Origin of the sequence: Streptomyces sp. NPDC032161, assembly GCF_040636995.1 — a bacterium.
GTDB lineage: Bacteria > Actinomycetota > Actinomycetes > Streptomycetales > Streptomycetaceae > Streptomyces.
In genome coordinates, this window is sequence record NZ_JBEZVN010000004.1 from 46,299 (window position 1) to 70,076 (window position 23,778).

A 23,778-nucleotide genomic window follows, 5' to 3' on the forward strand; every position below is an offset into this window, starting at 1 on the left:
CGCCTCTTCATGGGCGGCGACGGAGACCGGTAACGGACGGGAGGCGGGCGCCGGTCAGTAGGGCTTCACCAGTGCGTGGGCCGCGCCCGGTATCCCGATCTTCAGCAGTTCGTCCTCCACGGGCGTGGTCTCCAGGCCCGTCTCCTGCTTGAGCACGGCACGCGACATGGCCTGCACCCACATGGCCCGGGGGCGGCGGCGGGCCTCCCACGCGTCGAGGGCGGCGGCCACATCGTCCTCGACGTCCAGCGACTGCGCGAGCACCAGCGCGTCCTCGACGGCCATGGCCGCGCCCTGCGCGATGTGCGGAGTGGAGGCGTGCGCGGCGTCACCGGCCAGCACCACCCGGCCGACGTGCCACGGCTCCTCGACCGTGACCTGGGAGATCCGCGAATACACCACCGCGGCCGGGTCGGTGACCGCGGCGAGCGCCTCGGCGACCGGACCGGAGAACATCGTCAGCCGCTCCGCGAGCTGCTCGTGCGCGCGCTCCGGATCCGGACGGAAGTCCTCGGGCTCCGCGAACACCGCGGCCAGATACATCAGTTCGTCGGTGATCGGGGTCAGCAGGGCCTTGGTGTCCTTGCCCGCGGTGCCCATCACCACACCCCGGACCCCGGGCTGCCGGGGGACCGTCACCCGCCAGTTGGCGAAGCCGGTGTACTCGGGCACGTAACGGTCCCCGTACAGCCGGGTGCGCAACGGCGAACCGATGCCGTCGAACCCGACGACCAGGTCCCAGCGACCGGTGGAGCCGTCGGAGAGGGTGACGTCCACGCCGCCGCCGTCGTCGGTCAGTTCGGTGATGGTGCTGCCGAAGCGGACCGTGGCGCCCGCGGCGACCGCGGCGGCGTTCAGCACCTGTGCCAGGGCGGGGCGCGGGATGCCGTTGTTGGAGGGGGCGTCGTCCATTCTCGGCTGTGGAATCTCGGCGAGCGGCTTGCCCGTCGGGTCGACGATGGTCAGGATCTCCCACTCGAAGCCCACCTCGAGGCAGGCGTCGAGGACCCCGATCTCGCGCATCACGTGGAGGGCGTTGGACGGCTGGATGATGCCGACGCCCAGCGCGTCCAGCTCGTCGCGGATCTCGGCGACCTCGACGGTGTGGCCGCGACGGCCCAGTGCCGTGGCGAGTGCGAGCCCGCCTATGCCGCCACCGTGAATCAGGACACGCAGGGGTGATGCCATCTCAGAGCTCTCCAGAACGGGGAAGGGCGGAACGAAGGGGGAGGGACGGGGCGTCAGCCGGCCGTCGCGGGCAGACCCATCAGATGGTCCACCAGCGCCAGCAGCACGTCCCGGGAGAACGGCCGCTGACGGACGTCACCGATCAGCAGCGGGACCTGCGGATCGAGGTCGAGTGCGGCCCTGATCTCGTCCGGGGTACGGGTGTTGTGGCCGTGGAAGCAGTTGATCGCCACGACGAACGGGATGTTCCGGCTCTCGTAGAAGTCGATCGAGGCGAAACTCGTCTCCAGCCTGCGGGTGTCGGCGATCACCACGCCGCCCAGCGCCCCGTTGACCAGGTCGTTCCACATGAACCAGAAGCGTTCCTGGCCGGGCGTGCCGAAGAGGTAGACCACCAGATCGGGACTGACCGTGATCCGGCCGAAGTCCAGGGCCACGGTGGTGGTGTCCTTCTGGCCGACACCGGCCAGGTCGTCGACGCCGACGCTGGCCTGGGTCAGATACTCCTCCGTGCTCAGCGGGGTGACCTCGCTGACGGCACCGACCATGGTGGTCTTGCCGACGCCGAAGCCTCCGGCGATGAGGATCTTGACGGCGGCGGGGGCCGCCTGACTGCTTGTCATGTTGGTTCAGAGTCTCCGGAGTCCGTCACGAACGGCGGCCAGCAGGCCCATGTCGGCGCCGCCGGCCGCCCGCGCCACCGAGAGCGGCGCGCGGGCCGTCAGCAGGCCCTGGGCGACGAGGTCGGCCAGCAGGATCTTGGTCACCGAGACCGGGAGGCCGAGGCCGGACGAGACCTCGGCGACCGCGGACGGCCGACGACAGCGCTCCAGGATCAGCCGGTGCTCCGGCTGGAGCCGCCCCGGCAGGACCGGCGCACCGTGCTCGTCCCTCGGGTCCTGCGTGGTCGTCAGCACGGTGATGAGGCTGAAGTCGTCGCGCTCGGGAGCGGTCCGGCCCCGCGTGATGGTGTACGGGCGCACCATCGTGCCCGCCCCGTCCTCCCCGGCGTCCTCATCCCAGTACGGGGTCACGCGCGCTGCCCGTCCCCGGTACCGAAGGGGTCGAACTCGCCGCGGGCCGGGGTGGAGAGCTTCTGGCCGACCTGCTGGACGAGGTTGTGCATGGCGAGGGACATGATCTCGGCGTCCACCTCCTGGGAGGCGATCACGGCCAGGTGGGTGCCCTGCCCGGCGGAGATGATGAACAGCCACAGGTCCGCGAGTTCGACGACCACCTGGTGGACGCCGCCGCCGTCGAAGAGCTGGCCGACACCGCGGGCCAGGCTCTGCTGACCGGTGCAGATGGCGGCCAGCCGCTCGGCGTCGGCACGTTCGATGGTGCGCGAATGGCTCACCACGAGACCGTCGTCGGAGAGCAGGACGGCGTTGCGGGTCTCGGCCACCGAGTCCACCAGGCCGTCGAGCAGCCAGTCGAGGTCCTGATGCGTGGCGGTTGTGCGTGTCATGACCGTTCTTCTCTCGTGGGATGCGGGGTGGCGGGCGGCGCGGGCGGCGGTGTCGCCTCCGTGGTCGCGCGGGCCGCGCGTGAGCGGCGCTGGAAGGCGCCGATCGCCGCCCCGGCCCGGTGCGGGGCCGGTCGCGCCTGCGGGTTCTCGTCCGGGCCCGGCGGCCGGGGCACGGTGTTCCGGGCGGCCGGGGCGACCCGCAGCTCGTCCACCAGGCTGGCCTGTCGCACGCGGCGCGGCAGCGGCGGTTCCGTACCGGGCGCGGGCGGGGTGCCCGGCGCGGGCGGCGCGGCCCGGCCGGAGCCGTGCTCCGCGGGGACGGCTTCCGGGTCCGGCGGTGCCGGGTGGTCCGGCTCGGACACCGGCAGCCGCGCCGGGCGGTGGTCATCCTGCCCGGACCGGTAGGGGACCGGGAGGCCGACGGTGTCCACGGGGCCCATGAGACCTGCGGGCCCGGCGAGCGGCGGGTGACCGGACTCGGCGTCGGCGGAGTACGGAGCGGGGTAGGGCTGTTCCGGTCCCGCGGGGGTGTGGTAGGGCGGCGGCGGGTCCACCGGGTACTGCCCGGCGGCCGTCATGTAGGGCTGTTCGTCCGTGCCGTACGGGGACGGGTGCGAGGCGTACGGCCCGACGGGCGCGGCGGTGTACGTGTCGCCGGTGGGCGCAGACGCCCCGTACTGCTCCTGCGGCGTCGGGGGGTGCGGGGCGGGAGCGGCGTTCTTCGGGGCCGCGTAGGGGTGCTCCTGGGCGGCGGGGTATGTGGTCCCGGACGGCTGCTGGGGCTGTTCGGCGGGCTGGTGCGGCTGCTGGGCGTAGGGGGTGCTCGCCGTGTTGATCGCGGTGACGTCGGCCAGGGCGCGGCCCTGGACGCGGGTGGGCAGCGGCTGCCCGTCGGCCGTCTCCGGTGCCAGGGACGGGGTCGACGCGGACGCGGGGGCCTGCGCGGGTGCGGGCGCGGCGGCCGGGGGCGCCACGGCCACCGGGCCGGAGTTCGGTCCGGGGACGGTGAGTTCGTCGGGGACGAGCAGGACCACGCGGGTGCCGCCGTACGCCGAGGAGCGGAACTCCACCCGCAGTCCGTGCTGGTTCGCGAGCCGTGCGATCACGTACAGGCCGAGCCGGATGTCCTCGGAGTGGGCCAGCACGTCCATCCGGGGCGGACGGGCCATCAGCTCGTTGGCCTCGGCCAGCTGCTGGTCGTCCATCCCCAGGCCCCGGTCCTCGACCTCGATGGCCAGACCGCGGCTCACCCTGGCCGCACGGACCTCGACCGGGTTCGGCGGCCGGGAGAAGGTGAGCGCGTTCTCGATGAGCTCGGCCAGTACGTGCGTGACCGGGCCGACGGCCCGTTCCGACAGCCAGGGGCTGTCGTTCAGGTCCAGCGCCACCCGCCGGTAGTCCTGCACCTCGCCCTGGGCGGAACGCATCACGTCCAGCAGCGGGACCGGCTTGCGCCAGCGCCGGTGCGGGGTGCCGCCCGCGAGGATCACGAGGTTCTCCTCGTACCGGCGCAGACGTGCGGTGAGGTGGTCGAGGTCGAAGAGACCCTCCAGGATCTCGGGGTCCTCGTGCTTGCGCTCCAGGTCGTCCAGCTTCCTGAGCTGCTGGCCGATCAACTGCTGGGTGCGGCGGGCGATCCGCTGGAGCAGCTTCTCGAACCCGCGGTGCTGGTCGGCCTGCTTGACGGCAGCCGTCAGCGCACTGGTGCGGGCCAGGTTGAGGGCGTGACCGAGCCGGGCCAGTTCGTCGCCCTCGCCGCTCCCCGCGTCCTGCTCGATGGCCCGGACCTCGGCCTCGACGTCGATGCGCTCGCCGCCGGCCAGCCGCTCGACCACGTCGGGGAGCGCCTTCTCCAGCTCCTCGGCCCGTTCCTGGAGACCGCCGATCCGGCGGCGGAGAATACGGGTCAGGCGCCAGGTGGTCCAGATGACCGCGATGACGGCGAGCAGGCCGACGGACGTGGTCAGCACCATCCTGAACAGCAGGGACAGCACACTGTTCTTGCCCTCGTCGACCACGGAGGCGGTGCGCTTCTCCAGCAGGTCCACGAGCTGATCGTTCACCTCGTCCATCGCGCCGCGCCAGGTCTTCTCGTCGGCGTCGACGGTGACGAGGCCGGAACCGTCGGCGCCCGCCGCGCGCAGCACCTGGTTCTCCACCCGCGTCTTGGTCTTCCAGGCCGGGCTGTGGATGAGCTTCTCCCACGCGGCCCTCTCGTCCTTCGACAGGTAGGGCACGACCTGGGTGGAGTACAGCAGCGGCTGGCCCATGACGGCCTCCCGCACCTGGGCGAGATCCTCGCCGCTGAGCTTTCCCTTCGACCAGCCGCGCGCCAGCAGGGCGTCCGAGCGGGAGATCATCTCCTTGGTCCAGAAGAGGTGGACGAGGGGTTGCGAGATGGTGGTGATCCGGCCGTTGTCGACGTGGCTGAGTGCGGCGAACAGCTTGAGATCCACCGCGATCAGGTCCGAGTAGTAGCCGTACACGGCCTTCTGCTGTCCGGCGCCGCCGTCGTCGACGAGGGCACGCTGGGCGGGCAGTTGACCGATCGCGGTGCGTGCCGCGCGTACGGCGTCACGGACCTCGGCGGGGGCGTCGTCGGCCGCCACGTCGGAGAGCCCCTGAAAGCTCTCGATGGCGTCGTCGGTCAGCTCGCGCTGCCGTCGCAGCGCTTCCTCGGAGCCCTTGCGGCCGTCCAGCACGTCGGCGCTGAGCCGCCGCTCCTCCTGAAGGTTGTAGTACACGATGTTGGAGGGCTGACCCGCCTTCTCGGCCAACCGGCCCTGGGCCGCCTGCCGTTGGAAGTCCCACAGGGTCTGGCCACTGGTGACGGCCCAGAGGGCGGCCAGCGCGACTCCCGGAACGATGGCCAGTACGAGAAGGGCCGTCCGCAGCGACATGGTGGTCGATTTGGTCCGCCGTGAGACGCGCGTGCGCAGGGCGTGCTCCTTGACGATGGTGCCAGCCTCAGGACTGGCCAAATCCGTTGAGAACTTCGACAGTTAGATAGTAGTCACACCGCAAAAAATGAAAAGGAAGTGATCTCACAGGTGCATTACTGATCACGAACAGTGCCATCACAGGGTCCGGAAGCGACCGTTCCATACCGGTTCGGGCGGCGAGGCGGTCGGCCCGGGCGGACGCGGTCGGTGTCCGTGCGCGTCGGGCCCGCCGCGCTCCGGCGGTGCACTCGGACCGCGCCCGGCGGCGGACGCAGTGCGCCGGGACGGGTGCGGCGCGCCGTAGGGGTGGGATGCGATCGGGGATATATCTGTATTGAGTGGCTTTTGTCCTTGATGCGTCGTCCGGTTTCCGGATCTCCGACCGGGGTGGGCGCGCGGCGCCTTCCGGGGCCGCATGACCGCGCTCGTCGTCTGTCACTTCGTGCTCGCCGGCTGCGCGCGCCCGCTGGTACGACTCCTGGGCAGGCGCGCCTTCGTCGTGCTCGCGGCGGCACCGGCCGCCGCCACCGTGTGGGCGGCCACGCGGTGGAACGCCACCGCGTCGGGCGACGTGCTCACCTGGACATGGTCGTGGATGCCCGCGTACGGCGTCGGCGCCGACCTGCGGCTCGACGCGCTCGCCGAGCTGATGGTGCTGCTCGCGGCCGGAATCGGCACGCTCGTCCTGCTCTACTGCGCCTCGTACTTCACCGACTCGACCCCGGGCCTGGCGGGCTTCGCGGGAAACCTGCTGGCGTTCGCGGGCGCCATGCTCGGACTGGTCCTCGCCGACGATCTGATGACGCTCTACGTCTTCTGGGAACTGACCACGGTCTTCTCGTACCTGCTGATCGGGTACGACAGCGAGCGCAAGCACAGCCGCCGCTCCGCGCTCCAGGCGCTGGTGGTGACCACGCTCGGCGGCCTCGCGATGTTCGTCGGCTTCCTGATCCTCGGTCAGGTGACCGGCACCTACCGGATCTCCGCCATCCTCGCCGACCCGCCCCCGGCCGACGCCGCCGTCTCGACCGCGGTGGTGCTGATCCTGTGCGGGGCCCTGTCGAAATCGGCGATCTGGCCGTTCAGTCTCTGGCTGCCCAACGCCATGGCCGCGCCCACCCCCGTCAGCGCCTATCTGCACGCCGCCGCGATGGTGAAGGCAGGCGTCTACCTGATCGCGCGACTGGCCCCCGCCTTCGCCGACGTTCCGGTCTGGCGGCCGGTGGTGCTGGTGCTCGGCACCGCGACCATGCTGCTCGGCGGCTGGCGGGCGCTGCGCCTGAACGACCTCAAGCTCGTCCTCGCCTACGGCACCGTCAGCCAACTCGGCTTCCTCACCGTGCTCGCCGGATTCGGCAGCCGCGACACGGCACTGGCCGCCGCCGTGATGATCCTGGCCCACGCCCTGTTCAAGGCCCCGCTGTTCCTGGTCACCGGCATCGTCGACCATGCGGCCGGCACCCGTGACCTGCGCGCCCTGTCCGGCGTCGGACGGGCGCTGCCGCAGGTGTGCGCGGTCGCGGTGGCGGCCGCCGCCTCCATGGCGGCCCTGCCCCCGCTGCTCGGCTTCGCCGCCAAGGAGGCCGCGTTCGACACGCTGCCGCACGGCGACACCGGGGAACGCTGGGTCCTGGCCGCCCTCGTCGTCGGTTCCGCCCTGACCGTCGCGTACACCCTGCGGTTCGTATGGGGTGCCTTCGCCCGCAAACCCGGGGTCGAGGACACGCCCGTGCACCGGGTCGGTCCGGCATTCCTCGCGGCGCCCGCGCTCCTCGCGGTGTGCGGGCTGCTGCTCGGGCCCGGTGCCGGACGGGCCGACCGGCTGCTCGGCGCGTACGCGGACGCGTTCCCCGCGCCCGCGCACCCGTACCACCTCGCGCTCTGGCACGGGATGGGGACCGCCGTGCTGCTCTCGACCCTCGCCACGGCGGGCGGGGTGCTGCTCTTCATGGGACGCGCCACCGTCACCCGGATCTCCCGGCGGATCGCCTGGCCGACCGCCGACAGCGTCTTCGGCCATCTGCTGCTCGGCCTGGAACGGCTCTCCCTCCAGCTCACCGGCTTCGTCCAGCGCGGCTCGCTCTCCGTCTACCTCGCCACCACCCTGCTGGTGATGCTGGCCGGCCAGCTCACCGTCCTGGTGTTCGACCAGCCCTGGCGCGGGGCCGTGGCCCCGCGCCTCTGGGACGCCCCGCTGCAGGGCGCCGTCGCCGTGCTGACCTGCGCGGCGGCGCTCCTCTGCCTCGCCGTCAGACGCCGGATGAAGGCCGTGGTCCTGGCCGGTCTGACGGGATACGGCGCGGCGCTGCTGTTCGTCGTCGAGGGCGGGCCGGACCTGGCGCTCACCCAGTTCTGCGTCGAGACCGTGGCGATGATCGTGTTCGTGCTGGTGCTCCGCCGGATGCCGGTGCGCTTCCAGGAGTCGGTCAGCAGCCGGCGGCGGGCCGTGCGCATCCCGGTGGCGCTGGCCGCGGCGGCGACGCTGAGCGTGGTGGTGTGGGTCGCGGCGGCCGCCCGGAGCGCCGCCCCGGCGGGTGCGGCCATGGTCGAGGAGACCGCCCACCACGGGCTCAAGGACGTCGTGGCGACCATCCTGGTGGACCTGCGCGCCTGGGACACGATGGGGGAGTCCGCCGTGCTCGCCGCGGCGGCGATCGGGGTGACGAGCCTCATCTATCTGCACCGCCGTACCGAGGAGCCGTGGCTGAGGGAGGAGGTGCGGGGGCGTACCGCCTGGTCGTTGTCCGCGCCCGCGATGACGGGTCTGCCGCGCGGTGACGAGGGCGCACCGGAACGCGGCTGGCTCGCGGCAGGTTCGACGCTCGCCCCCGAGCACCGCTCGATCGTCTTCGAGGTGGTGACGCGGCTGCTGTTCCATCCCGTCCTGGTGCTCTCGCTGTACCTGCTGTTCTGCGCCGAGAACATGCCGGGGGGCGGTTTCGTCGCCGGTCTCGTCGCGGGACTCGCCCTGATCACCCGCTATCTGGCGGGCGGCCGTTTCGAACTCGCCGAGGCGGCCCCGCTGCAACCCGGACTCTTCACCGGCCTCGGGCTGTTCGTCTCCACCGGTGTCGCCCTGCTCGGTCTCATCGACGGAACGGTCCTGCACTCCTGGTCCCACCACGGGCGGCTGCCGCTGTTCGGCGAGTACCACCTCGCCACCCCCGTCCTCTTCGACTTCGGGGTCTATCTGCTGGTCCTGGGCGTGGTGCTGGACATCGTGCGCGCGCTCGGCGCCAAGATCGACCGGCAGATCGAGCGGGCGGCGGCCGTCGAGGCGGTCGCGGGGGGACCGGAGCAGGGGCCCGGGACGGGAGGCGCCCCCGCATGACGGTGAGCGCCTCGCTCCTGGCCACCGCCGCGGTGCTGTGCGCGGTCGGCGGCATCCTCATGCTCACCAGGCCCCTGACCCGCATCCTGCTCGGCGCGGTGATCGCGAGCAACGGCATCAACCTGCTCGTCCTCGCCGCGAGCGGACCGGCCGGCCGGGAACCGCTCCTCTACGGCGTCCCCCTGGGACTCGTCACCGACCCGCTGCCGCAGGCCATCGCACTCACAGCCATCGTCATCACCCTCGCCACCACGGCGTTCCTCCTGGCCATGGCCTACCGCAGCCACCAGTTGAACGGCACGGACGAGGTCCACGACGACGACGAGGACCGGCGGATCGCCCTGCGCGCCGAGGTGCTGGGGGAGCGGGCCGAACTGCGTGAACGCTACCGGGCCGCCGCCGACGTCACGGCCGAGGTCCGCGAGCGGTACCGCGAGGAGCGCCGCCGGCTGCGCGCCCGGCTGCGCGCCGATCGCGCGCTCCAGGCCCGGGGCCGGTATGCCACCGGGGACCTCTGGCACGACGTCCTGGGCGCGGACCCCGAGGACTACGCGGAGGGACGGGCCCGTCCCCAGAACCACGCACCGAGCGCGCCCGGCCCGCGCGGCGGTCCGAAGCGACCGCCCCGCCCCGGGGAGCCGCACCCGGAGGAGCCCCGCCACGACGACGGCCCCTCGCGGCGGTCCCGCCCGGGGGACGGTCCGCCCCGGCCGCCCCGCCCCGACGACACCGACCCGGGAGCCACCGGATGAACGTCCTCGTCCCGCTGATGAACGCACTCGTCCCGCTGCCGGTGCTGCTGCCGCTCTGCGCCACCGGCCTGAGCCTCGCGTTCGGCACCCGGCTCAAACAGGTCCAGCGACTGGTCAGCGTCGCCGTGCTCACCGTCGTGCTGGCGCTCTCCGCCGCCCTGATGATCGTCACCGATCTGCACGGCCCGCTGGCCGTCCATCTCGGCGACTTCGCACCGCCGATCGGCATCACCCTGGTGGCCGACCGGCTGTCCGGGCTGATGCTGACCGTCTCCTCCGCCATCACGCTCTGCGTGCTCGTCTACTCCATCGGCCAGGGCATGGCCGACCGGGACGAGCAGACGCCCGTGGCGGTCTTCCACCCCGCCTATCTGATTCTGGTCGCCGGGGTCTCCGACACGTTCCTCGCCGGTGACCTCGTCAACCTCTTCGTCGGCTTCGAGATCATGCTCGTCGCGAGCTTCGTCCTGCTCACCCTCGGCGGCACCGGCCCCCGCGTCCGCGCGGGCTCCACCTACGTGATCGTCTCGCTGCTCTCGTCGATGCTGTTCCTCACCGCCATCGCCATGACCTACGCGGCGACCGGCACCGCCAACTTCGCCCAGCTGGCGGGCAGGATCGCCGGACTGCCGACCGGCGTCCAGACCCTGATCCAGGCGATGCTGCTCACCGTCTTCGCCCTCAAGGCCGCCGCCTTCCCGCTCGCCGCATGGCTCCCCGACTCCTATCCGACCGCGCCCGCCCCCGTCACCGCGGTCTTCGCCGGGCTGCTGACCAAGGTCGGCGTGTACTGCATGCTCCGTACGGAGACGCTGCTCTTCCCCGGCAACCGGCTCGGGGACCTGCTGATGGCCGTCGCCCTGGCCTCGATGACCGTGGGCATCCTCGGGGCCGTCGCCCAGACCGACCTGAAGCGGCTCCTCTCCTTCACGCTCATCAGCCACATCGGCTACATGGTCTTCGGCATCGGCCTCGCCACCCGGGACGCGTACGGCGGCGCGATCGTCTACGTCGCCCACCACATCACCGTCCAGACCACGCTGTTCCTGGCGACCGGGCTGATCGAACGCCGGAGCGGCACCACCGAACTCACCCGCATCGGCGGACTGGCCGCGGCCGCGCCCCTGCTCGCCGCCCTCTTCTTCGTCCCCGCCATGAACCTCGCCGGTATTCCGCCGCTGTCCGGGTTCATCGGCAAGCTCGGACTGATGCGGGCCGGTGTCGAGGACGGCGGCGCCTGGGCCTGGCTCCTCGTCATCGGGTCGGCCGTGACCAGCCTGCTCACGCTGTACGTGGTGGCCAAGGTCTGGAACCTCGCGTTCTGGCGGGCGGCGCCCCCGGGGCAGGCGGCGTACGGCACCGTCCTGGAGTCCGGCTCCGACGAGGGCGACATCGACATCGGTCCGGGCCCCGACCACATCCCCGGCAGCGGCGACGAACCGGTCCCGCACCGCCACGAGCCCGCCGGGCGCGCGGTCGCCGCCACCCTGCACGGACACGCCGTCACCACCACCACACAGCTGCCGCGCCCGATGACGGCGGCCACCGCCGCGGCCGTAGCCCTCGGGCTGGCCTTCACCGTGTTCGCCGGGCCGCTGACCTCGTACGCCGACCGCTCGGCCGTCGAACTCCTCGGCCGTTCCCCCTACACGGAGGCGGTGTTCGGCCGGTGAAACGCGTCATCACGCTGTCCTTCCGGCACAAGGGAACGCCGCCCTACCGGGGTTGGTACGCGCGGCGACGCGTGCTGGACCTCCCGCTGATCGCCTGGCTCACCCTGATCTGGGTGCTGCTCTGGTCCGGGCCCAACTGGGCCAACGTGGTCACCGGCGCGGTCGTCGCGATCGCCGTGTGCCTGGCCTTCCCGCTGCCCCGGGTCGACCTCGGGCTCCGCCTGCACCCCTGGGGCATCCTGGTGCTCACCGGCTTCCTGCTCCACGACATGTACACCTCGGGCGTGCGGGTCACCCGGCAGATCTTCGTCGGCCACCCGCACCGGGCCGCGGTCATCGCCGTACCGCTGCGCTGCCGTTCCGACCTGATGCTCGCGGCCACCGCGGTCGCCGTGTCGAACGTGCCCGGCGGATCGATCGTCGAGGTGCGCCGCGCCACCGCCACCGTCTTCCTGCACGTCCTCGACGCGGACCGGCCCGCCGCGCTGGACGCGGCCCGGCGATCCGTGTGGCGCCTGGAGCGGCTGGTCGTACGGGCCTTCGGCACCCCCGACGAGATCGCCCGGGTGGCCGGACCACCGCCATCCGTCGCCCACCGGGGGAGGCGCGAAGCATGAGAAACCACCTCGTACGAACAGGGGGCGGCACATGAGGAGGTACGGCGAATGAGGAGGAGGCACGGCGCATGAGTGTTCCGGAGACCGTCGACCGGGTGCTGCTCACCGCCGCCGTGGTCGTGATCGTCATCGCCGGCGCGCTGCTGCTCGCCCGCATCCGGCGAGGCCCTTCCATGCTGGACCGGGCCATCTCGCTGGACGTGGCCGCCGCGCTCATCATCGCGGGCCTGGGTGCGAAATCGGCCTTCGCGCGCGACCCGTTCTACTTCCCGATCATGCTGGTGCTGGCCTTCCTGGGATTCACGGGATCGGTCGGCATCGCCCGTTTCATCGCCGCCCGCGACCGCCCGGTGCCCCGGAACGGAACGGGCCCGGCCGCGCACGGCGGCGGACGCGACGGGGGCGAGGGGGAGACGCGGTGAACGTCTGGGTCCAGGTCCTCGACACGGCCGGTGCGGCACTGGTGTTCACCGGCGCGGCGATCTGCCTGCTCGGCGTGATCGGCATGCTGCGGCTGCCCGATGTGCTCTCCCGCAGCCACGCCGCCACCAAACCGCAGACTCTCGGCATGATCCTGGTCCTCGTCGGGGTCGCCCTGCGACTGCGCAGCGGCGTGGATCTCGCCACCCTGGCGCTGATCGCGTTCTTCCAGCTGATGACCGGACCGGTCGCGGCGCACCTGGTGGCGCGGGCGGCCTACCGCACCGGCCAGATCGACCACAGCGAGCTGCTCTTCGACGAACTCGACGAGCAACTGACCGAGGGGAACTGATCATGCTGCGCGTCACCGACACCCGTACCGGCCGCCTCGTGGAGGTACCCGCCCCGCCGCGCCGGCTGCTGCGCAGCCGCGTCCACCTGCCCTCCCTCGACGCGGGGACGGACGACGGCACCGGGATCCGGCCGGTCCATCTGCGTGTGCTGCTGACCGGCGACGTGCTCGCGCGCGTGGCGGAGCTCCAGGGCCTGCAGGTCGTCACGGTCCTCACCACCACCGCGCCTCCGGCCGGGGACCGGTCGCGGGCGCTCGACCGGGTCCTGGACGTGCTGGGCATCCACCCGCCCGTCGTCGTGGGGGCACGCCATCCGGACGCCGCGCTCGGCGGCCCCGCCGACGTCCACGTGACCGCCCGGGGCGAGGGTCCGGCCGACGTCACGAGCGGGGTCCGGATCGAGGTGGGGCCGGTCACCACGGTCCCGTCGGGCGAGGGCACCCCGCCGGACGGCCCCCGTCCCCCGGACAGCCCGGCCCCGGCCGGAGCCGAGGCCACCCCGCCGACCACGCCCGGCACACCCGTCCCGGCCGTGCCCACCGTGCCGGACACGGGCACCGCGAGCGCATCGGACGCGGCCGATCCGCTCGCCCTGCGCCTGCTCCTGCTCGGGTGCCCCTACGCCTCGCCGGTGACGATCACCGGCGAGGCCCTGGCCGCCGCCCGGCACACCCTGCGCGAGTGGCGCCGACAGGTGGCCGGCTGGGCACGCGAGCCGTCCGCGCCGATCCCCGCCGAACTGCTGCGCCGCTCGCACGAGGCGCTCGTCGACGACCTCGGTGTCCACGCCGTCCTGGACCTGCTGGCCGACGCGGCGGCCCGGGGCGACGTGCGGTCCGGCGCCAAGTTCGAGACCTTCGCCCATCTCGACCGCGTCCTCGGCCTGGACCTCGCCCGCGACATCGGGCACTGACGAGCCGTCGGGGCATCCGTGCGTGGCGGGCGGCGGTCCGGCGACGGTCCTCAGGGCAGGAGGACGGCGAGCAGGCCGCGGACGCGCTGCTCGATCTCGTCCCGGATGGGACGGACCGCCTCGACACCCTGTCCGGCGGGATCGTCCAGTTCCCAGTCGAGGTACTTCCGGCCGGGGAAGACGGGACAGGTGTCGCCGCAGCCCATGGTGATCACGACGTCGGACGCCCGTACGGCTTTCGTGGTCAGCACCTTGGGGGTCTCGGCGGAGATGTCGATGCCGACCTCTGCCAGCGCTTCGACCACGGCAGGGTCGACGGTGTCGGCCGGAGCGGATCCGGCGGAGCGGACCTGAACGGCGTCGCCCGCCAGGTGGGTGAGGAGGGCGGCGGCCATCTGGGAGCGCCCGGCGTTGTGGACGCAGACGAACAGCACCGACGGCTTCGCGGACTCAGACACGGGCGGAACCTTCCGGGGACGCCGCCGGTTCGGCGGGACGGGGTCGGGGGAAGCAGCGGCGGGCGGCCAGGGAGACATGGACCAGGCCGATCAGGACGGGGACTTCGATGAGGGGGCCGACGACTCCGGCGAGGGCCTGGCCGGAGGCGGCGCCGAAGGTGGCGACGGCTACCGCGATGGCCAGCTCGAAGTTGTTGCCCGCCGCGGTGAACGCCAGCGTGGTGGCTTTCGGGTAGTCCAGTCCGGCCGCGCGGCCGACCGCCATGGACCCGGCCCACATCACGGCGAAGTACACCAGGAGCGGCAGGGCGATCCGGGCGACGTCGAGCGGCCGGGAGGTGACGGCTTCGCCCTGGAGGGCGAACAGGACGACGATGGTGAACAGCAGTCCGTACAGGGCGAACGGGCCGATGCGCGGCACGAGCTTCGTCTCGTACCAGGTACGGCCCCGGGCCCTCTCGCCCAGGCGACGGGTCAGGAACCCAGCGGCGAGCGGGACGCCGAGGAAGACGAGCACGGAGCCGGCGATCTCCTGGACGGAGACGTCGAGCGCGGTCCGCTCCAGGCCGAGCAGGCCGGGCAGGAAGGTCAGGTAGAACCAGCCGAGCAGGCCGAAGGCGACGACCTGGAACACCGAGTTGAGGGCGACCAGGACGGCGGCCGCCTCACGGTCGCCGCAGGCGAGGTCGTTCCAGATGATGACCATGGCGATGCAGCGCGCCAGGCCGACGATGATCAGCCCGGTGCGGTACTCGGCCAGGTCCGGCAGGAACGTCCAGGCCAGGGTGAACATCAGCGCCGGGCCGACGATCCAGTTCAGGACCAGCGACGGGACGAGCAGGCGCCGGTCGCGGGTGACGGTGTCGAGACGGTCGTAGCGGACCTTGGCGAGCACCGGATACATCATCACCAGCAGGCCGAGCGCGATGGGCAGGGAGACGCCCGCGACGGTGGCTCCGGCGAGCACGTCCCCCAGGCCGGGCACGAGGCGGCCCAGCCCCAGGCCGGCGGCCATCGCGGCGAGGATCCACACGGCGAGGAAGCGGTCGAGGAACGACAGCCGCCCGGCCACCGGCATGGCAGGGATCCCGTCCTCGCTCACGAGGCGGCCCCGGCAGGGGAGGGTTCGGCATGCCGCTGCCCGGTGGGTCGGGCGAGGATCCGGGCGAGGTGGTCGGTCATCTCGGGCAGCAACCGGTAGTACACCCAGGTGCCGCGGCGTTCGGAGTCGATGAGCCCGGCCTGCTTCAGCAGCTTCAGGTGGTGGGAGATCGTCGGCTGCGACTGGTCGAAGGCCGGGGTGAGGTCGCAGACGCAGACCTCTCCTCCCTCGCGGGAGGCGATCAGGGACAGCAGCCGCAGCCGCACCGGGTCGCCGAGCGCCTTGAACACCTTCGCCAGCGTCTCGGCCCGGTCCTCGTCCAACGGGGTGGTCAGCAGTGTGGGGCAGCACTCTCCGGCGCCGTCCCCGCCGAGCACCACCAGCTCTTGTTTCGACATGCTTCTATGTTGACGTTCTTCGATCCAAGGCGCAAGGTTGCATCGACCGACATCGATACAACGTGATCGGGGAGACTGTCATGTCCCGTGTCCAGCTCGCGCTCAACGTCGCCGACCTCGAAGGATCGGTGGCCTTCTACGCCAAGCTGTTCGGCGTGGAGCCGGCCAAGCGCCGCCCCGGCTACGCCAACTTCGCCATCACCGACCCGCCGCTCAAGCTCGTCCTCATCGAGGGCGAGCCCGGTCGCGCCACCCGCCTGGACCACCTCGGCGTCGAGGTCGCCAGGACCGACGAGGTCGCCGCGGCGGCCACCCGTCTCGAGGACGCGGGACTCGCGACGTTCGAGGAGAACGACACGTCCTGCTGCTACGCGCTCCAGGACAAGGTGTGGGTGCACGGCCCCGGCAAGGAGCCGTGGGAGGTCTACGTCGTCAAGGCCGACGCCGACGGGCTGGGCAAGGGCACCGTCCTCGACGACGCCTGCTGCTCCGGCCGGACCGGTGTCGCCGACCCCGCGGCCGAGGCGGTCGCGCCGTCGATGGAGCGATGCGCCTGCGAGGGCTGAAACCGGCCGTCCTGCGCACGGGGCGCGGCGGGTGTCCGTCCCCTCGGACGTCGGCGACGGCCGAGGGGAGCACGCCCACCAGTGCCGGCGCCGGCAGGGGCGGGGCCGTGCGGTGGCGTCCGGGGGCGGAGCGCGACCGCGGTCAGGGTGAGAGGGGCGGGGACCGCCCGTCCGCCGACCGGTGGACCGGTCGCGGTGAGCATCGGGGACGGCGGGAGGGGATGCGGAGGTCGATCACCGTCGGGGCGCCGTGGTCACCAGCTCAGCTGTTCACCGCGCAGAGCGTGCTCGTACATGCGTCGGGTCTTGTCGTTCGGGGGCACCTGGAGCTCGTCGCGCAGCCGTTTGACGCAGAGCCGGTACCACCGCTGGACCTGCGTCAGCTGGCCCAGTTCGGCATGCACGGAGATGAGCATGCGATACGAATCCTCGTGCAGGGAGTCGACGGCCAGCATGCGGCGGCACACATCGATGACACCGAGGTGATCGCCCTGTTTGAGGTGCCTCTCGGAAAGGAAGTTCAACGCGACGAGTTGACGGCTCCTCAGCCACTCGCGCTGGGTGGCCGCCCAGTCGTCCGTGAGACCCGGCAGGAATTCCCCTTCGTAGATTTCGCTCGCTTTGCTGTAGAGCTCGTCCGCGCGGTGGAGTTCATGGTTCTTCTGGGCGTTGTACGCCCGGTCGACCAGTGATTCGAACTCGTTGAAGTCGGTCCAGACGTTGCGCGTCTCCAGCTTGTAGCCGGATTCGTACGTGTGAACCCGTAATGAGGAGTTCAGATGCTCCGAACCGTGCAGGCGCTGTGCCTGCTGCAATATTTTCCTGAGTGCGTGCACCGCGACTTTGAGCGAGCTGGAGTTGGCCGCCGTCGATGCGTCCGGCCAGAGTGCGTCGTAGAGGCTGTCGCGTGACACCACCTGATCCCGGTGCAGCAACAGGAACTGAAGTAATTTCCGCGCCTTTCCGGCCTGCCACCTTTCAACGGGGTCTCCGTTGAACGTAACCTTGAAGGCGCCCAAAGCGCGTACCGAAATAGTACAGTCGCCACTCATGAAACTACCCGTGAACCTTTCTCGGTAACGTCTCGACATGCTCGGTGACACCGATCGCGGCTCGTGGCTCGTGGCCCGTGTGCCGCTCAGGCTCTCGAATTCCCCACAGCAGAAGGCCCCTGGCAGGAACGATTTCGCCGAGGACGCGTCCGACCGAGGGGCTCCGCAGGACCTGGGGTGTCACCTACGCTGCTGCGCTGGACATCGACCGCTTCATCACCAGGCATCCGGCCCGGCGGTCGGGAGGGCGCCGTACTCGGCCCGATGGCGTCCGGATCCGCGCGCCCGGGGCTGCCGGGGGCAGTCCCTTCCGGCGTGGCGCTGGTTCCTCGACGGAATCCGGGGACCGCCGACCGGCCCACGACAACGCACTGTCCACCCCAACCTCCCCGTTGGCATCACCGTGCTCGTCCGCATCGCCTGTGTCAATCCCCCCGAGCTGTGGGGATCTTCTCTCCATCCGCCTCGTCGGGGAGTCGTCCGAGCGGTGGAGCGCGTCTTCTCCCGGCGCAAACACTCCCATTCCGCATGCTCGGCCTTCCGGAATCTTCGGAGATCTCCGCCGCAGCACCGGAAGAAAACGGTCACGGGTCGCTCGGGCATGGACGCGTGCGGCCGCGAACCCCATGAATCCCGATCTCCCGGAGAAATGTTCGGTCCATGCCGTGGCGGGGGTACGGTCCCGTTCCGTCCGTTCGGTGCGCCATGGTCGATCGGTATCCCGCCCTCCGGTTCCGGGGCCGTGAAAACAACCGGAGGTGCTTACTCCGGTCACCGGCGGGCCGTACGCGAATCACAGCGGATTCACAGGCGGGTGACACCTCCCGCCCTTCCCTTCGGAATATGCCGCGACATCCGAACCCACTGAACTCGGGGAACGGTGAAAACCGTTTCCCCGAGCTCAGTGTTGATCGATCATGGGGCGGGCTTTTCCTTTGCGAGGTGCATCGATGCCCGGCCCCCGCCCCGAAGGGCAAAGGAATTCGCTTTACCGTTCCTTGGTGCCCCGTTGACCGCTCAGCCGTCGGTCGTCATGGACCGCCGACGGCTCGCGAGAGCCCGGATGGAGATGCCCGGCGGCCGTGCCGGAGCCGCACCGGCGAGCCGCCGGGCCAGATCCGCCACCACGGGTGCCTCGAACACCGTCCGGACCGTGAGCTCCAGGCCCAGCGACGAGCGGGCGCGGTTCACCAGCTTCGCCGCCGCCATCGAACTCCCGCCGAGGGAGAAGAAGTTGTCCTCCCTGCCGACCGAGGTGACGTCCAGGACGTGCTCGATCAGCAGGCACGCCTTCTGCTCCCATTCGTCGCGCGGCGGCGCGCCGCCCGGGGCGACGGCCGCGCGGACCTCGGGCAGGGCCCGGTGGTCCAGCTTGCCGTTTCCGGTCAGAGGCAACGCGTCGAGCGCGACGAAGGCCGACGGGACCATGTACTCCGGGAGCGCCGCGGCGGCGTGCCCACGCAGCACCGACGTGTCCGGGCAGCGCTCCCCGGACGACGGCACCACATAGGCCACCAGCTGCTTCTCCCCGGAGGACGACGCCTTCGCCACCACGGCGACCTGCGCCACCCCGGGACAGCCGGAGAGCACGCTCACGATCTCGTCCGGCTCGATGCGCACACCCCGGATCTTCACCTGGCCGTCGGCGCGCCCGAGGTAGTCGAGCTGCCCGTCGGGCCGCCAACGGGCGAGGTCGCCCGAGCGGTACATGCGCGTGCCGGGCGGTCCGAACGGGTCCGCGACGAAGCGCTCGCTCGTCAGCCCGGCGCGCCCGAGGTAGCCGCGCGCCACACCGTCGCCCGCCAGATACAGCTCGCCGACCACGCCGACCGGCACCGGATTGAGCGATGCGTCCAGCACATACGTCCGGCTGTTCCACACCGGTGCCCCGATCGGGGCCGTCGTGGGCCAGTCGTCCACGTCCTCCGGCAGGGTGTACGCGGTCACCACATGGGTCTCCGAGGGCCCGTAGTGGTTGTGGAGCCGGACCCAGGGGCGGCGCCGATGGAACGCGGCGACGTTCTCGGACAGTCGCAGCGCCTCTCCCGCCTGCAGCACGTGGCGCAGCGGAACGAGCTCCAGATCCCGCTCGTCGGCCGCCTCGTACACACCGCTCATGACCAGATCGGGTGCGAACAACTCGGTCACCCGCTCCCGCTCCAGCCAGGCGGCCAGCTCCGCCGGGTCGAGCCGGGTCTCCTCCGTGGGGACCAGCAGGGTCTTGCCGTTGAGCAGCGTCGCCAGGAACTCGTGGATGGAGGCGTCGAAGGTGATCGAGCTGAACTGGGCCACCCGGGCCCCGGGTTCGACGGGGATGGCGTGCCGGTTCCAGGCGATCAGGTTGTCCAGCACCTGGTACGTGACCACGACGCCCTTGGGCCGGCCCGTCGAACCGGAGGTGTAGATCACGTACGACGGCGACTGCGGGTCGGCCGCCGGGGCTTCGGCATCCGTCGGGTTCTCCGGCGAGTGGCGGCGCAACGCCTCGGCGGTTTTGGGCGCATCGAGTCGGAGCGCCGGGGCGGCGGGCGGCAACCCGCTCGCGGCGCCGCTCGTCAGGACGAGCGCGGGTCGGCAGTCCTCGGTGATGTACGCGATCCGGTCCGGCGGGAACGACGGGTCCACCGGCACGTACACGGCGCCCGCCTTGAAGATCGCCAGAAAGGCGACCAGGAGCTCCGCGGAACGCGGCAGCAGCACGCACACGTGGTCCTCGGGGCCGATTCCCCGCTCCACCAGCAGCCGGGCCAGACGGTTGGCCCGGGCGTTCAGTTCACCGTACGAGAGCGTGGTCCCGGGATCCGTCACCGCGACCGCGTCCGGAGTGCGGGCGGCCTGCTCCTCCACCTGACGGCTCAGGGAGCCGGACGGCAGCGCCGCGGCCGTGTCGTTCCAGCCGAGCAGCACCTGATGCCGCTCGGCGTCGTCGAGCAGATCGATCGAGGCGACCGGCCGGTCGGGGTCCTCGGCCACGGCCTCCAGCAGCAGGACGAGCCGTTCCAGGATCCGCTCCACCGTGGCACGGTCGAACAGATCGGTGGCGTACTCGACCGTTCCGGTCATCCCCGCGCACTCCCGCTCCTCGGAGCGGTGCGCCGAGATGTTGAACAGGAGGTCGAACTTCGCGGTACCGGTGCCGAGTTCCTCGGACGTCCGGGCCAGCGCGGGCAGCGAGAGACCGGTCTCGCCCGCGTCCTGGAACACCAGCATGGTCTGGAACAGCGGATGCCTCGCCTGCACACGCAGCGGATTGACCGCCTCCACGACATGTTCGAACGGCACGTCCTGGTGGTCCAGGGCGGCGAGCGTGGCCGTCCTCGCCCGTCCGAGCAGTTCGCGGAAGCCGGCCCGCCCGGAGACGTCGGTGCGCAGGACCACGGTGTTCACGAAGAACCCGACCAGGTCGTCGAGCAGTTCGTCGGGCCGCCCCGCGACCGCCGACCCCAGGGGGATGTCGTCACCGGCGCCGAGCCGGTGGAACAGCGCCGAGAGTGCCGCCTGCACGACCATGAACAGCGTGCCGCCGTTCTCGCGGGCGAGCCCGGCCAGGCGGGCGTGCAGGCCGGCGTCGATCCGCCACGCGATCCGTTCCCCACGACGGCTCGCGACCGCCGGGCGCGGACGGTCGAAGGGGAGCTTCAGCTCCTCGGGCAGATCCCGCAACGCCTCGCGCCAGTACTTCAGCTGGGCCGCGAACCGGCTCGCCGGATCGGCCGCCCCGCCCAGCAGCTCACGCTGCCACAGGGTGTAGTCGGCGTACTGGACCGGCAGTTCGGCCCAGTCCGGAGCCGTTTTGGCGCACCGCGACGCGTAGGCGTGCTCCAGATCGCGGCCGAACGGACCGTCGGACCACCCGTCGGACGCGATGTGGTGGAACACCAGGAGCAGTACGGACTCATCGGCGTCCACCTCGAACAGCACGGCCCGCAAAGGCACTTCACGTGCGAGGTCGAACGGTGCGGCCGCCGCCCGCCGCAGTTCGGCCTCCAGCCGCTCGGGGACGGACCGGACCACCCGCAGCGGGGGACGGGCGGACGCGGGGTCCAGCACCAGCTGGCGGGGCTCCCCGTCGGTCTCGGGATACACGGTGCGCAGCGCCTCGTGCCGTTCCACCACGTCGCCCAGCGCCGCCTCCAGCGCCGCGCGGTCCGTGCCCCGCCTCAGGCGGTGCGCGGACGGCAGGTGGTAGACCGCCGACGGCCCCTCCAGGCTGTTGATGAACCACAGCCTCCGCTGCGCGAACGACAGCGGCAGGGACCGCGGGCGGTCCGCGCGCGACAGCGCCGGACGGGCCTCGTCCGCGCCGTCGGGACGGGCGCCGAGCCCGGCGACGGTCGGCGCCTCGAACAGCGTCCTGATCGGCAGCTCCGCACCGAGCACGGCCCGCACCCGGCTCGCCAGCCGGGACGCCGACAGCGAATGCCCGCCGAGTGCGAAGAAGTCGTCGTCGACCCCCACCCGCGGCAGGCCCAGGACCTCCGCGAACAGCCCGCAGAGGATCTCCTCCCGATGGGTGGCGGGCGACCGGCCCGCTCCGGCGCCCCCGGCGAAATCGGGGTCGGGCAGGGCCTTGCGGTCCACCTTCCCGTTGGCGGTGAGCGGCAGCGCGTCCACGACCACCACCAGCGCCGGCACCATGTACTCGGGCAGCCGCTCCGCCGCGAAGTCCCGGACGGCGGCGGGAAGCCGGCCGGTGTCCGTCGCCGCGGAGGTGACGTAGGCGACCAGGCGCTGGTCCCCGGCCGCGTCCGCGCGGGCGACCACGACGGCCTGGTCCACGTCCGGATGGCGTGCCAGCCCCGCCTCGACGTCGCTCGGCTCGATCCGGTGACCCCGGACCTTGACCTGGCCGTCCGCGCGGCCGACGAAGACCAGTTCGCCGTCCTGCGTCCGGCGGACCCGGTCCCCCGTGCGGTACATGCGGGACCCCGGCGGCCCGAACGGATCGGCGGTGAAACGCTCCGCGGTGAGGCCGGACCGCCCGTGGTACCCGCGGGCCACCCCGGCCCCGGCGAGGTACAGGTCCGCCGTCACCCCGGGCGGCACCGGCCGCAGCCGGTCGTCCAGGACATGGGCGCGGGTGTTCGCGATCGGACGGCCGATCGGCGGCGGCCCGTCCGGGGCGCCCGCGTCGATCCGCGCGGCCGTGGACCAGATCGTGGTCTCGGTCGGGCCGTAGAGATTGGTCGTCCCGCCGATCCGCCGCAGGTCGTCGGCGAGACGCGCGGGCAGGGCCTCGCCGCCGACGAGGACGCGCAGCGCCACAGGCACCTCGTCGCGCTCCGACAGCTCGGCCGACAGCACCCGCCACAGGGAGGGCGTGGCCTGCATGATCGTCACCTTGTGGTGGTGGAGCAGCGCGATCAGCTCCGCCGGATCCAGCACCGCCGCCCGGTCCGCCAGGACCACCCGGGCACCGCTGACCAGCGGCAGATACAGCTCCAGTGCGGCGATGTCGAAGGCGATCGTGGTGACGGCGAGCCAGCTGTCGCTCCCGTCGAGCGGGAACCGGGCGCCCATGTCCGCGAGGAAGTTCGACAGGTTGGCATGGGTGACCACCACCCCCTTCGGGCGGCCGGTCGAGCCCGAGGTGTAGATCACGTACGCGGCCGAGGCGGGGTGCGGCTGCATGCCGCGTTCGGCGTCGGTGAGTGTGCCGCCGTCGAGCCCGGCGAGCGCGCGGACGCTGTCCGGGTCGTCGAGCAGCAGCCGGGCAGTGCCGGACGCCGGGAGCCGGTCCCGCGTCGCCGTCTGCGCCACCACCAGCGCCGGGGCCGCGTCGGCGAGCACGTCGGCGACGCGCTCGGCCGGATAGGCCGGATCCACCGGCACATAGGCCGCACCGCACTTGAGCACCGCCAGCAGACAGGCCGGCAGGTCCACCGAGCGCCCCAGGACCAGGGCGACACGGTCTCCCGGCCGCACGCCTCGCGTCAGCAGGAGGCGCGCCAGACGGTTGGCCCGGCCGTCGAGATCCCCGTAACGGATCTCCGCCCGGCCGGCGACCACCGCGACCCGGTCCGGGGTCAGGGCGGCCTGCCGCTCGAACAGCTCCGGCAGGGTGGCGCCCGGTTCCGGCAGGACAGGGCCCTGCCACGCCTCCGGGATCTCGCCGGGCCGGTGCCGCTCGGCGGCCCTGGGCCCGGGCGCATCGGTCGGGGACGTGTGGGGTCGGGGGGAGGAAGGCGTACTCACAGACGTACTCCTGGGCTGAGACGGTTCGGACAGCCGGGCTGCTCCGTTCCGGACACGGTCAACTGCGTCGTGGTGCGACGGCCGGTGCGCGGTCCCGCCGCCGGGCCCGCCGGCCCCGGGCCCGTCCTCGAACCGCCGACGTCCGGCAGGGGGCCGGGCCGTGCGTGCCGGGCCCGTCCTCGAACCGCCGTCGCACGGCAGCCGGCAGTTCGAGGACGGGCCCTCGCCGACGCGTACGGACCCGGCCGCCCCGGTCCCCGCCGTCCGACGGCGGGGAGGCGCGCGCCGGACGGGCCCGCCCGCCCCGCGGCTCCCGGCGGGAGCGGCCGTACCCGTCCGGGGACGCGCAC

Annotated in this window: 18 protein-coding genes; 8 read left to right on the top strand and 10 right to left on the bottom strand. The window is 72.2% G+C overall.

What is annotated here, in order from left to right; translation table 11 throughout:
• Nucleotides 1-54: 54 nt before the first annotated feature.
• The 5 genes from AB0E67_RS12625 to AB0E67_RS12645 are packed head-to-tail and all read right to left on the bottom strand — an operon-like array spanning nt 55 to nt 5,637.
• On the bottom strand, nt 55-1,188 hold the full coding sequence (locus AB0E67_RS12625; protein WP_362024783.1) for an FAD-dependent monooxygenase: 1,134 nt from the start codon (nt 1,186-1,188) through the stop codon (nt 55-57).
• A 53-nt stretch (nt 1,189-1,241) separates the two neighbouring features.
• Entirely contained in the window at nt 1,242-1,811 is a 570-nt protein-coding gene (locus AB0E67_RS12630; protein WP_362024786.1) for an ATP/GTP-binding protein, read from the bottom strand.
• Nucleotides 1,812-1,817: 6 nt separating this feature from the next.
• A complete protein-coding gene (locus AB0E67_RS12635) occupies nt 1,818-2,174 on the bottom strand; it encodes a DUF742 domain-containing protein (RefSeq protein WP_362025520.1) in 357 nt (118 codons plus the stop codon).
• 44 nt (nt 2,175-2,218) lie between these two features.
• Entirely contained in the window at nt 2,219-2,656 is a 438-nt protein-coding gene (locus AB0E67_RS12640) for a roadblock/LC7 domain-containing protein (RefSeq protein ID WP_362024789.1), read from the bottom strand.
• Nucleotides 2,653-5,637 (bottom strand): nitrate- and nitrite sensing domain-containing protein, encoded by a 2,985-nt coding sequence (locus AB0E67_RS12645; RefSeq protein WP_362024792.1) that lies wholly within the window; start codon nt 5,635-5,637, stop codon nt 2,653-2,655. The genes AB0E67_RS12640 and AB0E67_RS12645 overlap by 4 nt, the downstream gene beginning before the upstream one ends.
• Before the next feature lie 376 nt (nt 5,638-6,013).
• Between AB0E67_RS12645 and AB0E67_RS12650 the strand changes: the two genes are divergently transcribed.
• The 7 genes from AB0E67_RS12650 to AB0E67_RS12680 all read left to right on the top strand — a co-directional run bounded on the left by AB0E67_RS12650 (nt 6,014) and on the right by AB0E67_RS12680 (nt 13,657).
• Nucleotides 6,014-8,929 (top strand): Na+/H+ antiporter subunit A, encoded by a 2,916-nt coding sequence (locus AB0E67_RS12650; protein ID WP_362024794.1) that lies wholly within the window; start codon nt 6,014-6,016, stop codon nt 8,927-8,929.
• Nucleotides 8,926-9,681 (top strand): Na(+)/H(+) antiporter subunit C, encoded by a 756-nt coding sequence (locus tag AB0E67_RS12655; RefSeq protein ID WP_362024796.1) that lies wholly within the window; start codon nt 8,926-8,928, stop codon nt 9,679-9,681. Before AB0E67_RS12650 ends, AB0E67_RS12655 begins: the two co-directional genes overlap by 4 nt.
• Before the next feature lie 17 nt (nt 9,682-9,698).
• On the top strand, nt 9,699-11,354 hold the full coding sequence (locus AB0E67_RS12660) for a Na+/H+ antiporter subunit D (RefSeq protein ID WP_362025523.1): 1,656 nt from the start codon (nt 9,699-9,701) through the stop codon (nt 11,352-11,354).
• Complete coding sequence (locus AB0E67_RS12665) at nt 11,351-11,971, top strand: Na+/H+ antiporter subunit E (protein ID WP_362024799.1); 621 nt, start codon at nt 11,351-11,353, stop codon at nt 11,969-11,971. Before AB0E67_RS12660 ends, AB0E67_RS12665 begins: the two co-directional genes overlap by 4 nt.
• A 68-nt stretch (nt 11,972-12,039) precedes the next feature.
• On the top strand, nt 12,040-12,393 hold the full coding sequence (locus AB0E67_RS12670; RefSeq protein ID WP_362024802.1) for a monovalent cation/H+ antiporter complex subunit F: 354 nt from the start codon (nt 12,040-12,042) through the stop codon (nt 12,391-12,393).
• Complete coding sequence (gene mnhG, locus AB0E67_RS12675; RefSeq protein WP_073785073.1) at nt 12,390-12,743, top strand: monovalent cation/H(+) antiporter subunit G; 354 nt, start codon at nt 12,390-12,392, stop codon at nt 12,741-12,743. The genes AB0E67_RS12670 and mnhG overlap by 4 nt, the downstream gene beginning before the upstream one ends.
• 2 nt (nt 12,744-12,745) lie before the next feature.
• On the top strand, nt 12,746-13,657 hold the full coding sequence (locus tag AB0E67_RS12680) for a hypothetical protein (RefSeq protein ID WP_362024805.1): 912 nt from the start codon (nt 12,746-12,748) through the stop codon (nt 13,655-13,657).
• A 50-nt stretch (nt 13,658-13,707) separates the two neighbouring features.
• On the opposite strand, the gene AB0E67_RS12685 is transcribed toward AB0E67_RS12680, so the two are convergent.
• From AB0E67_RS12685 to AB0E67_RS12695, 3 genes are read right to left on the bottom strand one after another with little or no spacing between them, the layout of a single operon-like run.
• On the bottom strand, nt 13,708-14,115 hold the full coding sequence (locus AB0E67_RS12685) for an arsenate reductase ArsC (RefSeq protein ID WP_362024808.1): 408 nt from the start codon (nt 14,113-14,115) through the stop codon (nt 13,708-13,710).
• Nucleotides 14,108-15,193 carry an ACR3 family arsenite efflux transporter gene (arsB, locus tag AB0E67_RS12690; RefSeq protein WP_362025525.1) on the bottom strand — a complete coding sequence of 362 codons (1,086 nt, stop codon included), beginning with the start codon at nt 15,191-15,193 and terminating at the stop codon, nt 14,108-14,110. Before arsB ends, AB0E67_RS12685 begins: the two co-directional genes overlap by 8 nt.
• 20 nt (nt 15,194-15,213) lie before the next feature.
• Nucleotides 15,214-15,615: a metalloregulator ArsR/SmtB family transcription factor gene (locus AB0E67_RS12695; protein WP_362024811.1), complete on the bottom strand. Its 402-nt coding sequence runs from the start codon at nt 15,613-15,615 to the stop codon at nt 15,214-15,216.
• 80 nt (nt 15,616-15,695) lie between these two features.
• On the opposite strand from AB0E67_RS12695, the gene AB0E67_RS12700 reads away from it, so the two are divergent.
• Nucleotides 15,696-16,181, top strand: a complete 486-nt coding sequence (locus AB0E67_RS12700) for an ArsI/CadI family heavy metal resistance metalloenzyme (RefSeq protein WP_362024814.1) — start codon at nt 15,696-15,698, stop codon at nt 16,179-16,181.
• A gap of 254 nt (nt 16,182-16,435) precedes the next feature.
• Here AB0E67_RS12700 and AB0E67_RS12705 read toward each other — a convergent pair whose 3' ends face one another.
• Both AB0E67_RS12705 and AB0E67_RS12710 read right to left on the bottom strand, forming a co-directional pair.
• Nucleotides 16,436-17,272, bottom strand: a complete 837-nt coding sequence (locus AB0E67_RS12705) for a BTAD domain-containing putative transcriptional regulator (RefSeq protein ID WP_362024817.1) — start codon at nt 17,270-17,272, stop codon at nt 16,436-16,438.
• A gap of 978 nt (nt 17,273-18,250) precedes the next feature.
• A complete protein-coding gene (locus AB0E67_RS12710) occupies nt 18,251-23,428 on the bottom strand; it encodes an amino acid adenylation domain-containing protein (protein WP_362024820.1) in 5,178 nt (1,725 codons plus the stop codon).
• Nucleotides 23,429-23,778 lie beyond the last annotated feature (350 nt).

Bases quoted from the DNA above. Each gene is read 5' to 3' on its own strand.
- AB0E67_RS12625 (WP_362024783.1), bottom strand. From the start codon at position 1,188: ATGGCATCACCCCTGCGTGTCCTGATTCACGGTGGCGGCATAGGCGGG.
- AB0E67_RS12630 (WP_362024786.1), bottom strand. From the start codon at position 1,811: ATGACAAGCAGTCAGGCGGCCCCCGCCGCCGTCAAGATCCTCATCGCC.
- AB0E67_RS12635 (WP_362025520.1), bottom strand. From the start codon at position 2,174: ATGGTGCGCCCGTACACCATCACGCGGGGCCGGACCGCTCCCGAGCGC.
- AB0E67_RS12640 (WP_362024789.1), bottom strand. From the start codon at position 2,656: ATGACACGCACAACCGCCACGCATCAGGACCTCGACTGGCTGCTCGAC.
- AB0E67_RS12650 (WP_362024794.1), top strand. From the start codon at position 6,014: ATGACCGCGCTCGTCGTCTGTCACTTCGTGCTCGCCGGCTGCGCGCGC.
- AB0E67_RS12655 (WP_362024796.1), top strand. From the start codon at position 8,926: ATGACGGTGAGCGCCTCGCTCCTGGCCACCGCCGCGGTGCTGTGCGCG.
- AB0E67_RS12660 (WP_362025523.1), top strand. From the start codon at position 9,699: ATGAACGCACTCGTCCCGCTGCCGGTGCTGCTGCCGCTCTGCGCCACC.
- AB0E67_RS12670 (WP_362024802.1), top strand. From the start codon at position 12,040: ATGAGTGTTCCGGAGACCGTCGACCGGGTGCTGCTCACCGCCGCCGTG.
- AB0E67_RS12680 (WP_362024805.1), top strand. From the start codon at position 12,746: ATGCTGCGCGTCACCGACACCCGTACCGGCCGCCTCGTGGAGGTACCC.
- arsB (WP_362025525.1), bottom strand. From the start codon at position 15,193: ATGCCGGTGGCCGGGCGGCTGTCGTTCCTCGACCGCTTCCTCGCCGTG.
- AB0E67_RS12695 (WP_362024811.1), bottom strand. From the start codon at position 15,615: ATGTCGAAACAAGAGCTGGTGGTGCTCGGCGGGGACGGCGCCGGAGAG.
- AB0E67_RS12700 (WP_362024814.1), top strand. From the start codon at position 15,696: ATGTCCCGTGTCCAGCTCGCGCTCAACGTCGCCGACCTCGAAGGATCG.
- AB0E67_RS12705 (WP_362024817.1), bottom strand. From the start codon at position 17,272: ATGTCGAGACGTTACCGAGAAAGGTTCACGGGTAGTTTCATGAGTGGC.